Annotated in this window: 12 protein-coding genes; 9 read left to right on the plus strand and 3 right to left on the minus strand. The window is 66.2% G+C overall.

Annotated elements, in window-relative coordinates; genetic code table 11:
- The first annotated feature begins 94 nt into the window (after window positions 1-94).
- Genes ACQY8M_RS02680 through ACQY8M_RS02690 form a run of 3 tightly spaced genes read left to right on the plus strand, consistent with a single transcriptional unit; the run spans window position 95 to window position 4,624 of the window.
- Window positions 95-2,110, plus strand: a complete 2,016-nt coding sequence (locus tag ACQY8M_RS02680; RefSeq protein ID WP_428668941.1) for a hydantoinase/oxoprolinase family protein — start codon at window positions 95-97, stop codon at window positions 2,108-2,110.
- Window positions 2,107-2,940, plus strand: coding sequence for a hypothetical protein (locus ACQY8M_RS02685; protein WP_428668942.1), 834 nt, complete (start codon window positions 2,107-2,109; stop codon window positions 2,938-2,940). Before ACQY8M_RS02680 ends, ACQY8M_RS02685 begins: the two co-directional genes overlap by 4 nt.
- 16 nt (window positions 2,941-2,956) lie before the next feature.
- Window positions 2,957-4,624: a hydantoinase B/oxoprolinase family protein gene (locus ACQY8M_RS02690; protein WP_428668944.1), complete on the plus strand. Its 1,668-nt coding sequence runs from the start codon at window positions 2,957-2,959 to the stop codon at window positions 4,622-4,624.
- Window positions 4,625-4,633: 9 nt separating this feature from the next.
- On the opposite strand, the gene ACQY8M_RS02695 is transcribed toward ACQY8M_RS02690, so the two are convergent.
- From ACQY8M_RS02695 to cynS, 3 genes are all read right to left on the minus strand, one after another.
- A complete protein-coding gene (locus tag ACQY8M_RS02695; protein WP_428668945.1) occupies window positions 4,634-4,978 on the minus strand; it encodes a helix-turn-helix domain-containing protein in 345 nt (114 codons plus the stop codon).
- Between the two features lie 2 nt (window positions 4,979-4,980).
- Window positions 4,981-5,346: a type II toxin-antitoxin system RelE/ParE family toxin gene (locus ACQY8M_RS02700; RefSeq protein ID WP_428668946.1), complete on the minus strand. Its 366-nt coding sequence runs from the start codon at window positions 5,344-5,346 to the stop codon at window positions 4,981-4,983.
- Window positions 5,347-5,449: 103 nt separating this feature from the next.
- Window positions 5,450-5,896: a cyanase gene (gene cynS, locus ACQY8M_RS02705; protein WP_428668947.1), complete on the minus strand. Its 447-nt coding sequence runs from the start codon at window positions 5,894-5,896 to the stop codon at window positions 5,450-5,452.
- 468 nt (window positions 5,897-6,364) lie between these two features.
- Between cynS and ACQY8M_RS02710 the strand changes: the two genes are divergently transcribed.
- From ACQY8M_RS02710 to ACQY8M_RS02735, 6 genes are all read left to right on the plus strand, one after another.
- Window positions 6,365-6,874, plus strand: coding sequence for a YbjN domain-containing protein (locus tag ACQY8M_RS02710; RefSeq protein ID WP_428668948.1), 510 nt, complete (start codon window positions 6,365-6,367; stop codon window positions 6,872-6,874).
- Between the two features lie 136 nt (window positions 6,875-7,010).
- Window positions 7,011-7,826: a prolipoprotein diacylglyceryl transferase gene (gene lgt / locus ACQY8M_RS02715; RefSeq protein WP_428668949.1), complete on the plus strand. Its 816-nt coding sequence runs from the start codon at window positions 7,011-7,013 to the stop codon at window positions 7,824-7,826.
- A 10-nt stretch (window positions 7,827-7,836) separates the two neighbouring features.
- Complete coding sequence (locus tag ACQY8M_RS02720; protein ID WP_428668950.1) at window positions 7,837-8,907, plus strand: class I SAM-dependent methyltransferase; 1,071 nt, start codon at window positions 7,837-7,839, stop codon at window positions 8,905-8,907.
- Complete coding sequence (gene pgeF, locus ACQY8M_RS02725; RefSeq protein WP_428668951.1) at window positions 8,904-9,671, plus strand: peptidoglycan editing factor PgeF; 768 nt, start codon at window positions 8,904-8,906, stop codon at window positions 9,669-9,671. Before ACQY8M_RS02720 ends, pgeF begins: the two co-directional genes overlap by 4 nt.
- 54 nt (window positions 9,672-9,725) lie before the next feature.
- Window positions 9,726-10,727, plus strand: a complete 1,002-nt coding sequence (locus tag ACQY8M_RS02730; RefSeq protein ID WP_428668952.1) for a hypothetical protein — start codon at window positions 9,726-9,728, stop codon at window positions 10,725-10,727.
- 116 nt (window positions 10,728-10,843) lie between these two features.
- Window positions 10,844-12,436 (plus strand): ABC transporter substrate-binding protein, encoded by a 1,593-nt coding sequence (locus ACQY8M_RS02735; protein WP_428668953.1) that lies wholly within the window; start codon window positions 10,844-10,846, stop codon window positions 12,434-12,436.
- Window positions 12,437-12,487: the final 51 nt, after the last annotated feature.

Below are 12,487 nucleotides of genomic sequence, written 5' to 3' on the forward strand. Positions count from 1 at the left end.
CGAGGGATCCAGGAAGCCATGAGCATAGATCCCTCGCTTCGCTCGGGATGACACTCGTGTCAGGGGCGAGAATAAATTGGGCGGGGACTTTTCAATGCGCGTAGGCGTCGAGGTCGGAGGGACCTTCACCGATCTGGTGGCGGTCGAGGGCGGCAGGGTCGTCGTCACCAAGGTGCCGAGCACGCCCCGGTCGCCGGACGTGGGCGCGTTCGCGGCGCTGACCGCGTCTGGCATCGACATCGCGCGCATCGAGGACCTCGGGCACGGCTCGACGGTGGCGACCAACGCGGTGCTGGAGCGCAAGGGCGCCGCGGTCGCCTTCATCGCCACCGCGGGCTTTCGCGACCTGCTGTTCATGCAGCGCCACGACCGGCGCAACATCTACGATCTGTTCTACGCCAAGCCCGCGCCGCCAGTCCGCCGCAAGGATTGCTTCGAGGTCACCGAGCGTCTGCGCGCCGACGGCACCGTCGAGACGCCGCTCGACGAGGCGAAGGTCCGCGCCGAGCTGATCCCGGCGCTGAAGGCCGGCGGCTATCGCGCCGTCGCGGTCTGCCTGCTCAACGCCTACGCCAACCCCGCGCACGAGCAGCGGCTCGCCGCGCTGATCACTGAGGCGGTGCCCGGCGTGCTGGTGACCTGCAGCCATCAGGTCGCGCGCGAGTTCCGCGAGTTCGAGCGCGCCTCGACCACGCTGCTGTCGGCCTATGTCCAGCCGGTGATCGACGGCTACCTGCATCGCTTCGAGAGCAAGCTCGCCGATGCCGGCTTCACCGGCCGCTTCACGGTGATGCAGAGCAACGGCGGCCGCCTGCCCGCCGAGGCGATGCGGGCCAGTGCCATCACGGCGCTGTATTCCGGCCCGGCGGCCGGCGTGGTCGGCGCCACGCGCCAGGCGGCGCGCTCGGGCTACAAGGACCTGATCACCTTCGACATGGGCGGCACCTCGACCGACGTCTGCCTGGTGCAGGACGGCCGTCCCTCGCTCGCGTCGGAGAGCGAGATCGACGGCCTTCCGATCCGCACGCCGGTGCTCGACATCGTCTCGGTCGGGGCCGGCGGCGGCTCGATCGCCTGGGTCGACGACGGCGGCATGCTGCGGGTCGGGCCGCAAAGCGCCGGCGCCGATCCCGGTCCGGCCTGCTACGGCAAGGGCGGCACGGAGCCTGCCACGACCGATGCGCATATCGTCATGGGCACGATCCGGCCGACGGCATTCCTCGGCGGCCGCATGATCCTCAACGCCGAGGCGGCACAAAACGCCTTCAAGCCGATCGCCGAGCGCTTCGGCCTGTCGATCGAGCAGGCCGCATCGTCGGCGTTACAACTCGCCGACGCAAACATCGTGCGCGCCATCCAGCTCGTCTCGACCGAGCGCGGCCGCGATCCGCGCGACTACGCACTGGTGCCGTTCGGCGGCGCGGGACCGCTGCATGCCGCGCGCATCGCCGAGGAGCTCGGCATCTCGACCATCGTCGTGCCGCCCAACGCGGGCGTGATCTCGGCCTACGGGCTGGTCGCGTCGGACTACACCAAGTTCGATGCCGTCACGCGCAAGATGAAGCTCGACGAGGCAGCGGCGACGGAAGCCGGCAAGACCTTCGCCGAGATGCGCCGGCGCCTCGCCGCCCAGTTCGCCGACATGCAGCTGCCGGGCGAGCTGGTCTACACCCACACGCTCGACATGCGCTTCGTCGGCCAGGCTTTCGAGGTCGGGGTCGAGATCCCGGCCGACAAGCTCGGCGCGCTCGACGCCAAGTACATCGCCGAGCTGTTCGCGGACGCCCATCACCGCACCTTCATGCACGGCGCCACGCTCGATCGGCCGGTCGAGATCGTGACCCTGCGGGTCGGCGCGACCCTGCCGATCGGCACGGCGCCCAGGCTCGACCGTGAGACGGCGGCGGCAGGCGCTGCCGAGAGCACCCGCATCTTCCACGGCGAAGCGTGGGTCGAGTGTGCCCGTCACAGCGCGGAGGCGCTGACCGCGGGCCAGAAGATCGACGGCCCGGCCGTGATCGAGGGGCACACGGCAACGACCTGGGTGCCGCCCGGCTGGAGGGCGAGGCTCGACCCCTCGGACAATCTCATCCTGCGTCGCCTGACATGAGCTTGTACCGGCGTTCACGTCACATCGCGCATCTGGTCGCCGTAGCGGCCAGCCTCGCCGTGACAGCGCCTGCCTTCGCCCAGAAGCCTTCGATTTCCGCTGTCGGCAAGATGCTGTCCGCTTCCCGTGAGGATCGCGCATTCCCCTCGTACAAATGGGCCAGCGGCGCGCCGATCAAGCCGTTGGTTGTGACCGGCGGGCAGGAAGGCGATTGCGTCGACGCCACCTTTTCGAAGCTGCGCGGACAGATCCGCGCGATCCGAGAATTCGTACCCGCGTTGCGGAACATGGAAGATCCCGAGCTGATCGATTGGCCGCCGAGGGAAGCGGTTGACGCGCCGTTGCTGATCGGGCTCGAGTCGACGACACCTGCGATCGAGCAGGCGATCTCGACATACGCCCAGATGTCCGATCTTCGCGCCGAGCCACATCACTTCGGCAGGAGCACCCCAGTGGTGCCTTCCTTTGGGGAAGGCTTCGGCGTTCACGGCGCTCGCATCACCTATGCCTACGCATGGACGGAGGACGGGATAGGAGCCGACGCCTACTCGGAAGAGGCCTGCCGCGGGTCCTCCTGGCACACGACGTCGCTTCTCGCCCTGCTGGGCGCGGGCAGGTTCCAGACTCTGCTCACCGATCAGCCCGAGCACACGAGCGTTGCGCGCTGGGAGCTCATGGACCGCCTCTTTCTACGGGCGCTCTATGCCTGCCCCGGGTCACCGGCATCGGACACCTGCCTGACGAGCACGGTCAAGAAGCTGGTAGCGGATCCATCGCTCAATCCGAAAGAAAGATCGATGGACGGGCACCCGGTCGCGATCGAAAACTGACACTACGGAGTACGGCATGACCAAGCTGAGCCCTCTCGACTATGCCGTGATCAGCCAGGCGCTCATCGCCGGCGCCCGCGAGATGGGCGTGAAGCTGATCCGCTCGGCCTACTCGACCATCCTGCGCGAGGCGCGCGACGGCTCGGCCGGATTGATGGACCGCGACGGCAACACCGTGGCGCAGGCCGAGCTGATCCCCATGCAGCTCGGCCCGATCGGCGAGACGCTGCGCGCCTGCCTCAGGCGCCATCCGGTCGATACCCTCGAGGAAGGCGACTTCCTCATCAACAACGACCCGTTCGAGGGCGGCCAGCACATCCCCGATGTCTTCATCTTCACGCCGATCTTCGTGGGCGGGCGCGTCGTGGGCTTCGGCGCGTCGGTCGCACACCACCTCGATCTCGGCGGCGGCGCGCCCGGCCTCAACATCCATGCGAGCGACGTCTACCAGGAGGGCATCCGCTTCCCCCCCAGCCGCTACAGCTTCCAGAAGGACTGGAACGGCGGCAGCTTCGAGCGGCTGGTGACGGCCAACGTGCGTGTGCCCGACCTCACGATCGGCGATTTCAACGCGCAGTTCGCCGCCAATTCCATCGGCGTCCTGCGAGTGAAGCAGCTCTGCGAGCGCTACGGCGTCGACAAGGTCGAGGCCGCGATGAAGGAGATGCAGGATTACTCCGAGCGCCGCGTGCGCGCTGCCATCGCGCAGGCGCCGAAGGGCACGTTCTACGGCGAGGATGCGATCGACGACGACGGCCTCTCCGACGATCCACTGGTAATCAAGGCCAAGGTGACGATCGCCGACGATTCGGTCGAGATCGACTTCGAGGGCACCTGCCCGCAGGTTAAGCGCAACCTCAACTGCCCCTACTCGAGCACGCTGTCGGCCGCGCTGTCCTGCGTGAAGTCCGTGCTCACGTCGCCCGACATCCCCTACAACGAGGGCATGGCGCGGCCGATCCGCATCAAGGTGCCTTACGGCTCGCTGCTCAACCCGCGGCCGCCGGCGCCGGTGCGCGCGCGCATGATTCCCGCCTACCGCGTGTTCAATGCCGTGATGAAGGCAATGGCCCAGGCGCTGCCCGACAAGGCGATCGCCACCGGCTTCGATTGCACGACGGCGTTCTGCCTCTCCACCCTCGGCGAGAAGGGCTACAGCGTCTATCTCGAGATCTTCGGCGGCGGCTATGGCGCCTCCAGGGGCGCCGACGGCTGCGACGCCGTCGACTCGCCGCTCAGCAACTGCTCCAATGCGCCGGTCGAATCGCTCGACATCGACTACAATTTCTTCCGCATCGTCGGCTACGAACTGGCGCCCGACTCCTTCGGCCTGGGCGCCCGCCGCGGCGGTGCGGGCTTCACGCGCCGCTGCGAGATCCTGCGCGACGACGTGCAGCTCGCGATCTACTCTGACCGGTTCCGCCTCGCACCCGAGGGCCTGCTCGGGGGCGAGCCCGGCCAGCGCGGCTACTGCCGCATCATCCGCGCCGACGGCACGGTCGAGGACCTGCGCAGCAAGGCGGCCGTCGACCTCGGCAAGGGTGACATCGTCGAGATGTTCGTCGGTGGCGGCGCGGGCTTCGGCCGCGTCTCGGAGCGGCCCGATTCGATGATCGATCGCGACCTCGCTGACGGCCTCCTCACCCGCGATCCGAGGGCGGCGCGGAAGCTGGCGGCGGAATAAGTTAAGAGGCTAAGCTGCCTTCTTCTTTGGCTTGGATGGGCGAGGGCCGCCAGCTCGCAACAAGACCGGTTCCTGCTCAGGGAATTCAACAATCAGGTGAAGCCGTCCGCCCATCGCATCTATGTATTTCGTGAGCGTGGACAGACGTGGATCCTCGCGGCTTTCCAACCGGGAAATATTGACCTGTTTGACGCCAAGTTTCCGGGCCATGGCGACCTGAGTACGATTACGCGCCTCACGCAGCTCGCGCAACGCCATGTAGCGCTTGGCAATGGCGGCAGCATCGCGCCGGATAGTGGCGCGTTCCTTCGATGTGAAGAGCTTCTTCATCATGTCTTCCAGCTTCACGGTCATGACTATCTCCTCTTGCGGCCGCGCAGATCGGCGAGGTGGTCATCGAATCGACGATCCGCAGTTCCTATCAGGCGGCGATAGAAGCGATCCGCAGCAACACCGGATTTGCTTGCGCCGACCAGCAATATGGCCTGTCGGCGTGGATCGAAAGCATAAGCAATACGCCATTCTCCGTCACCGACACTGAAACGCAGCTCCTTCATGTTGCCATGTCGTGACGCCTTCAAGGTATCGGCATGAGGGCGTCCGAGCGTCGGCCCCAGCGACCCCAAGATCACGAGCTGAGTGGTCGCCGCCCTTTGGACATCGTGCCGCCATCCTTCGAATTCCTCGGCGAACGCGTCGTGGAATTCCACCGCCCAAGCCATGATTCAGTATAGCCAATAAGCTATATCAATTCAACGGCGCGCGAGCGGCGCCGACGGGCTTCGAAGCTGTTTACGGGAAATGGCTCGCAGCCAGCCGTCCGGATCAGTACGTCTTGTAGCCCAGGAACTTGCCCGACATGCCGATCTTCACCCGGTCGCCCTTCTGGTCGGGCTGGCGCTCGATCGTCATGTCGAAGTCGATGGCGGACATGATGCCGTCGCCGAATTCCTCCTGGATCAGCTCCTTCCAGGTCGTCCCGTAGACCTGCACCAGCTCGTAGAAGCGATAGATCAGCGGATCGGTCGGCGGCACCTGCGGCAGCGAGCCGCGATAGGGCACTTCCTGCAGCAGCAGCACCTCTTCCTTGCCGAGCCCGAACAGTTTGCCGGCCTTGGTCGCCTGCTCCCTGGTCATCTTCATCTGGCCCATGCAGGCGGCGGTGATGAGGATCTTGGACGCGCCGCCGATCTTGTTGGCGATCTCCTCCCAGGTGAGCTCCTTCATCCTCTTGACGCTCAGGATCTTCTCGGTGAGTTCGGCCCGCTTCATTGTCTTCTCCCCGGTGATAGAGGCACAGTTCGGCTCGGGGCCGGTTTCAGCCGCCGCAGGCCATGGCCATGCGGGCGATTCGTCCTCCGCAATCTTCGTGCCCGGCACGTCGGGCATCAGCGCGGTCCTGTGGGCGTGCGGGATTGCCTCGTCGACGACGTGCGCACGCACGGACACGCCGGATGAGGCATTGGACCGAATCGGTCCTTTGAATTTCGACATTTTACGAACCTGCAGCCTATTGCAGGCGGGCTGCATGTCTAATCGGCAAAGAGAACATTTGCGGAAAATCACCTGAGGACTGGGGATTAAATTTCTGGAATCGCTCACTCTTTTCAGATTGCCAGCGCATCCGACCGTGTTACGATCTCGTTCGTGGGTTGTTGGGTGCCCAACACGATATGTCGACCACCCGCTTAAGGATTGGCTCCGAACGAGCCGCATGGCGGAATGGTTGGGGAGTGGTCGATGGCGTTATCGCGACACGAGCGGACCAAGCACAAAGCCGACCTCAACCCGCTCGAAATGATCGAGCGGGTCGTTGCGGACAACGACTGGCCGTTCGACCGGACCTCCGACCGGGAAATCGCCGTCGAGGTCGCTGGCCGCTGGTGCGACTACCGCATGTTCTTCTCCTGGCGCGACGACGTGGAAGCGCTGCATTTCACCTGCGCCTACGACGTTCGCATCCCGTCCGAACGCCATAGCGACATTCACGGCCTACTCGCCCTGATCAACGAGAAGATGTGGCTCGGCCACTTCGATCTATGGTCGGAGGAAGGGCTGCCAATGTTCCGTCACGCCATCCCCCTGCGCGGCACCGAAGGCCTCAAGGCCGAGCAGCTCAACGACCTGGTCGAAGTGGCGATCAGCGAGAGCGAGCGTTTCTACCCCGCCTTTCAGTACGTCGTGTGGGCCGGCAAGACGCCCGCCGACGCGTTGACCGCCTCGATCCTCGAGACAGTCGGCGAAGCCTGAACGAAAAGGACCTCCGACGCCCCCTCTCCTCAAGAACAAGAACATCACAGTTGGAAGTCCCCAGCGGCGCCGGTCCCCTCAGGCCGGCGCCGCGATCATTTTGGCGACACCCTCCGGACGGCTATAAGGGCGCCGCATGATCGAGCTCCTGCTGCCCTACCCAGACATCAAGCCCGAGATCTTTTCCATCGGCCCGTTCGCCGTGCGCTGGTATGCGCTGGCCTACATTGCCGGCCTGGTGATCGGCTGGCAGATCATGCGCCGTGTCTGCACTCAGCCGCCCAAGGTGCTGTCGCCCGAGAAGATCGACGACTTCCTGCTGTGGGCGGCGCTGGGCGTGATCCTGGGCGGCCGGCTGGGCTATGTGCTGTTCTACAAGCCGGCCTTCTTCCTGCAGAACCCGCTGCAAATCCTGACCCTTTGGGAGGGCGGCATGTCTTTCCACGGCGGGCTGCTGGGGGTGATCACGGCGATCCTCGCCTTCTCGTTCAGGAACAACATTTCGCCCTTCCTCCTGTCGGACCTGGTGTCGATCGTCACGCCGATCGGCCTTTTCTTCGGCCGCCTCGCCAACTTCATCAACGGCGAGCTGTGGGGCCGGCCGACCGACGTGCCGTGGGCAATGATCTTCCCGCGCGGTGGCCCGTTTCCACGCCATCCGAGCCAGCTCTACCAGGCCACGTTCGAAGGCATCCTGCTGTTTGCCCTCCTTCTCGCAGTCTGGAAGTGGACCGACGGCCGCCGCCGTCCGGGCCTGCTGACAGGCGTGTTCTGCATGGGTTATGCGGTCGCGCGCATCGTCGGCGAAATCTTCCGCGAGCCCGACTCCTTCATGGGATTCCTGCTCGGCACGAACTGGTTCACCATGGGCATGGTGCTGTCGTTGCCGGTGCTGGCGTTCGGCGCCTGGCTGGTCGCCCGCGCCTATCGCAACCAGCCGCAGCCGGCGTGACGATCGGAACGTGATCACCGAGCTCGGCCGGCTGATCGCGCGGCGCATCGCGCTCACCGGCCCGATCTCGACCGCCGACTTCATGGCCGAGGCACTCGGCCATCCCCGCCTGGGCTATTACCGCCGCGCATTGCCGGTCGGCGCCGCCGGCGATTTCACGACCGCGCCCGAGATCTCGCAGATGTTCGGCGAGTTGATCGGTGCCTGGTTGGCCGAGCGCTGGCTCTCGATTGGCGCGCCCTCCCCGGTCCGGCTCATCGAGCTCGGTCCCGGCCGAGGCACCCTGATGGCCGATGCCCTGCGCGCCACGCGCGGCGTTCCGGGCTTCCATGCGGCGCTCCGGCTTCACCTCGTCGAAACCAATGTCCCTCTGCGCGCCGAGCAGCACCGCACGCTCGGCGCCTCCGCGCCGGCCTGGCACGAGCGCTTCGGCGAGGTGCCGCCTGGTCCCGCCCTGATCGTCGCCAACGAGTTCTTCGACGCGCTGCCGGTGCGGCAGTTCCAGAAGACGGCGCAGGGCTGGCGCGAACGCATGGTCGGTGTGGCGCCCGACGGCGGCAGTCTCGTCTTCGCGCTGGCGCCGGGCGCGACGCCCTTCGCCCGCTACCTGCCCGACGCTCCCGAGGGCGCACAGGCCGAGATCGGCGAGGCCGGCCGCGCCCTCGCCGCGGCTATCGGCGCACGTCTCCTGCGCGACGGCGGCTGGGCGCTGATCGTCGACTACGGCTACGACAGCGGCGCGGGCGCGTCGCTGCAGGCGGTGCGCGGCCATCGAGGCGCCAGCATCCTCGACCGTCCCGGCGAGACCGACCTCAGCGCCCATGTCGACTTCGCGGCGCTGGCGGCATCGGCAAAGGCACCGACCTTCGGGCCGATCGCGCAGGGCGACTTCCTGCGCCGGCTCGGAATCCTGCAGCGTGCTGAAAGCCTGAAGGCGCGCGCCAACGAGTCCCAGCGCGCGGCGATCGACGCGGCGTTGGCGCGCTTGATCGATCCCGACCAAATGGGCACCTTGTTCCGTGTCCTGGCCGTGGGTGACGGCAGAAGCTCCTTACCGGCCGGTTTTTCGGAAGCAGAATGATCGAAGCCCCCTCGCTTGCCGGTCTCGACGGCATCTCGCACCGCTTCTTCACCCGGCGCGGCGGAGTCAGTGCCGGCCTCTATTCGTCGCTGAATTGCGGCTACGGCTCGGGCGACAGTCCCGACAACGTGCGCGAAAACCGCCGCCGCGTGGCGGAGATCTTCGGCCACGGCGAGCCCGAGCTCCTGACCCTGCACCAAATCCATTCGACCGAAGTCATCACCGTCGGCGCTGAGCGCTGGACCTCGCCCGGCGCGCCCAAGGCCGATGGCCTGGTCACCGACCGGCCCGACGTCGTGCTGGGCGCGATGGCGGCCGACTGCGCGCCGGTGCTCCTCGCCGATCCCGCCGCCGGCGTGATCGGTGCCGCGCACGCCGGCTGGAAGGGAGCACTGAACGGTGTTTCCGAGGCCACGATCGTGGCGATGGAAAAGCTCGGCGCGAGGCGAGAGCGAATCCGCGCGGCCGTCGGTCCCTGCATCGGCCGCGACTCCTACGAGGTCGGTCCGGAGTTCCCCGCACCGTTCCTCGCTCAGGACGATGCCAACGACGCTTTCTTCCACACCGCTCCGCGTGCCGGCCATTTCCTGTTCGATCTCGCGGGCTACCTGACGCACCGCATCGGCAAGGTCGGCGTCGCGGTCGAGGCGACCGGCCACGACACGCTGGCCGCGCCGGAGGATTTCTTCAGCTATCGCCGCAACACCCTGCAGGGCGTGCGCGATTACGGACGGGGCCTGTCGGCAATCGCGCTCGGGAACTGACGTGCCGTACCTGATGCTCCTGATGATCTGCTGCCTGCTCGGGATGATCGCGACATGCGTCATGTTGTGATTGCGCTGGCCTGCTGCCTGCTGCTGGCAGGCTGCTTCAGCACGCCAAAGCCCTTCGAGCACAATTCAGGAGACGACGACGCCTTCAGTCCCCGGCGGGACAAGGCAGAAGTGTCGGTCGCCGGACCGGCCAACATGCCGGCCAAGATGGCCGAGCGCGTGGCCGCGGCGCTCGCCATCGAGCTGCAATCCTACAACATCGTCGCCGCGGTCCAGCCCAGCCCGGCGCCGCTCAGGATCATCAGCGCCATGAGGACGCGCGATGCCCCCATGGGCACCGGCATCGAGATCGAGGTCGAATGGCGCGTGGTCGGCGACGGCAGCAGTCCTGAAGGCTCGACGATCAGCCGGACGGTGACGCAATCGCAGGATTTCGCCGAGGCGAGCGACCGGCTGGTCTCGCGCATCGCCCAGCAGGCCGCGCCGCGCATCGCTACCCTGATGGGCAAGCCGCCGATCTTCGAGGCGCGCTCGCCCGGCCAGATCGCCGCCGGCGCCAATGCGCCCCAAGCCGAGGTCGAAGGGCCCGTGCAGCCGGCGACCGCCGCCGCCACCGCGCCGGGAACGACGGGATCGGAGCCGCCTGCGCCGTCCGCTGCAACGCAGACGCCACCGGCCAACCAGCGCCACGTCAAGGTGATGGTGGCACCGATCGAAGGCGCGCCGTCCGACGGCAACCGCCAGCTGTTCTCCGGCATGCGCCGCGCCCTCGGCTCCAGCAAGATCGTTGTGATGGACGCCGGCGGAAGCGACATCTTCACAGTGACCGGCCGGGTGAAACTGACACCGATCGACGACAGCCGGGGCCAGCTCGATATAAGCTGGGTCCTGAAGGATCCCGCCGGCAAGGAAGTGGGAAAGGTCGATCAGTCCAACTCCGTGCCGCTGGCCGCGGCGCGCGGCTCCTGGGCAGGCTTCGGCGACATCGTCGCGCAGGCGGCGGTCGAGGGCGTTCTCGACCTGCTGGAGAAGGCGCTCGGCAAGTAATGTCAGCAAAGCCGCAAATCCTGAATCGTCTTGTCACAAAGGGGCCTCAGGCTGCTACTGTTGGGCAAGCGGCTCGATTCTTGCAGCGAGGGCGGCAGTTGAGGGAGGGGTGATTGATGTTCGATTTCAGGAAATCGGTCGTGGCGCTGGTGGCGGCCGCGAGCGTCGGGGGCCTGCTGGGTGCGATGCCTGCCGCGGTGCACGCTCAGACCCTCAAGGTCGTCATGCATTCGGATGTGAAGATTCTCGATCCGATCTGGACCACTGCCTACATCCAGCGAAACTTCGGGTACATGGTGTGGGACACCCTGTTCGCTTACGACGAGAAGTTCGAGTCGAAGCCGCAGATGGTCGAGAAGTACGACGTATCGGCCGACAAGCTCACCTGGACCTTCACGCTGCGCGACGGGCTGGTCTGGAGCAACGGCACGCCGGTGACGGGTGAAGATTGCATCGCCTCGATCAAGCGCTGGGCCGCACGTGACTCGATGGGCCAGAAGATGATGGCCTCGGTCGCGGGCTTCGAGGCGGTCGACGCCAAGACCTTCAAGATGAAAATGAAGGAGCCGTACGGCCTGGTTCTGCAGTCGCTCGGCAAGCCGTCGTCGAACGTGCCCTTCATGATGCCGAAGAAGACGGCCGAAACCGATCCGATGCAGCAGATCAAGGTCGAGGACGTGATCGGCTCCGGCCCGTTCACCTTCAAGGCCGACGAATGGAAGCCGGGCGAGAAGATCGTCTTCCTGAAGAACACCAAGTACAAGCCACGCAGCGAGCCGCCTTCGGGCCTCGCCGGCGGCAAGGTGGTCAAGCTCGACCGTGTCGAGTGGATTGCCATGCCGGACGTGCAGACCCAGGTCGCCGCCCTCGAGAACGGCGAGATCGACATGATCGAAGCGCCAGGCCACGATCTGCTGCCGCTGCTCGCCAAGAACAAGGACATCAAGCTGTTCAGCGGAAATCCGCTGGGTAACCAGTATGCCTTCCGCTTCAATACCTTGTTCAAGCCGTTCGACAACCCGAAGATCCGCCACGCCGTGATGGTCGCCTTCGGCCAGGAGGAATTCCTCAAAGCCACGATCGGCGACCCGAAGTGGTACAAGGTCTGCAAGGCGCCGTTCGTGTGCGGCACGCCGCTCGGCTCGGACGAGGGTATGGCGGACGTCCTGAACCAGAACGCCGCCAAGGCGAAGGAGCTTCTCAAGGAAGCGGGCTATGACGGCACGCCTGTCGTGCTGATGCAGTCGACCGACCTGCAGGTGCTGACCAACCTCGCGCCGGTGGCCAAGGCGCAGATGGAGGCCGCCGGCCTGAAGGTCGACATGCAGTCGATGGACTGGCAGACGTTGGTCGGCCGCCGCGCCAAGAAGGATCCGCCGGACAAGGGCGGCTGGAACGCCTTCCTGACCTCCTGGGTGGCCGCCGACATCCTCAATCCGGTGATGGCCGGCTTCTTCAACGCGTCGTGCGACAAGGCGATGTTCGGTTGGCCGTGCGACGAGCAGATCGAGAAGCTGCGCGACGCCTTTTCGAAGGAAACGGATCCGGCCAAGCAGAAGGACATCGCCATGGCGCTCCAGAAGCGCTGGGTCGAGGCCCCGACACACATCAACGTCGGCCAGTGGTATGCGCCGGCAGCAATGCGCACGACGGTGGACGGCATGATGGTGGCGCCGGCGCCGGTGTTCTGGAACATCACCAAGAAGTAGAGAGCGACGCGAGGAGGACGGCCGGGGGGCCGTCCTCCTTCACGACATGAA

The sequence above is a fragment of the Reyranella sp. genome (assembly GCF_965279465.1).
In the GTDB taxonomy this organism is placed as follows: Bacteria; Pseudomonadota; Alphaproteobacteria; order Reyranellales; family Reyranellaceae; genus Reyranella.

What these genes read in the sequence shown, in the direction of transcription:
- ACQY8M_RS02730 (WP_428668952.1), top strand. Translation starts at nt 9,726, where the DNA reads ATGCGTCATGTTGTGATTGCGCTGGCCTGCTGCCTGCTGCTGGCAGGC.
- ACQY8M_RS02695 (WP_428668945.1), bottom strand. Translation starts at nt 4,978, where the DNA reads ATGACCGTGAAGCTGGAAGACATGATGAAGAAGCTCTTCACATCGAAG.
- ACQY8M_RS02680 (WP_428668941.1), top strand. Translation starts at nt 95, where the DNA reads ATGCGCGTAGGCGTCGAGGTCGGAGGGACCTTCACCGATCTGGTGGCG.
- ACQY8M_RS02735 (WP_428668953.1), top strand. Translation starts at nt 10,844, where the DNA reads ATGTTCGATTTCAGGAAATCGGTCGTGGCGCTGGTGGCGGCCGCGAGC.
- pgeF (WP_428668951.1), top strand. Translation starts at nt 8,904, where the DNA reads ATGATCGAAGCCCCCTCGCTTGCCGGTCTCGACGGCATCTCGCACCGC.
- cynS (WP_428668947.1), bottom strand. Translation starts at nt 5,896, where the DNA reads ATGAAGCGGGCCGAACTCACCGAGAAGATCCTGAGCGTCAAGAGGATG.
- ACQY8M_RS02700 (WP_428668946.1), bottom strand. Translation starts at nt 5,346, where the DNA reads ATGGCTTGGGCGGTGGAATTCCACGACGCGTTCGCCGAGGAATTCGAA.
- ACQY8M_RS02685 (WP_428668942.1), top strand. Translation starts at nt 2,107, where the DNA reads ATGAGCTTGTACCGGCGTTCACGTCACATCGCGCATCTGGTCGCCGTA.
- lgt (WP_428668949.1), top strand. Translation starts at nt 7,011, where the DNA reads ATGATCGAGCTCCTGCTGCCCTACCCAGACATCAAGCCCGAGATCTTT.
- ACQY8M_RS02710 (WP_428668948.1), top strand. Translation starts at nt 6,365, where the DNA reads ATGGCGTTATCGCGACACGAGCGGACCAAGCACAAAGCCGACCTCAAC.
- ACQY8M_RS02690 (WP_428668944.1), top strand. Translation starts at nt 2,957, where the DNA reads ATGACCAAGCTGAGCCCTCTCGACTATGCCGTGATCAGCCAGGCGCTC.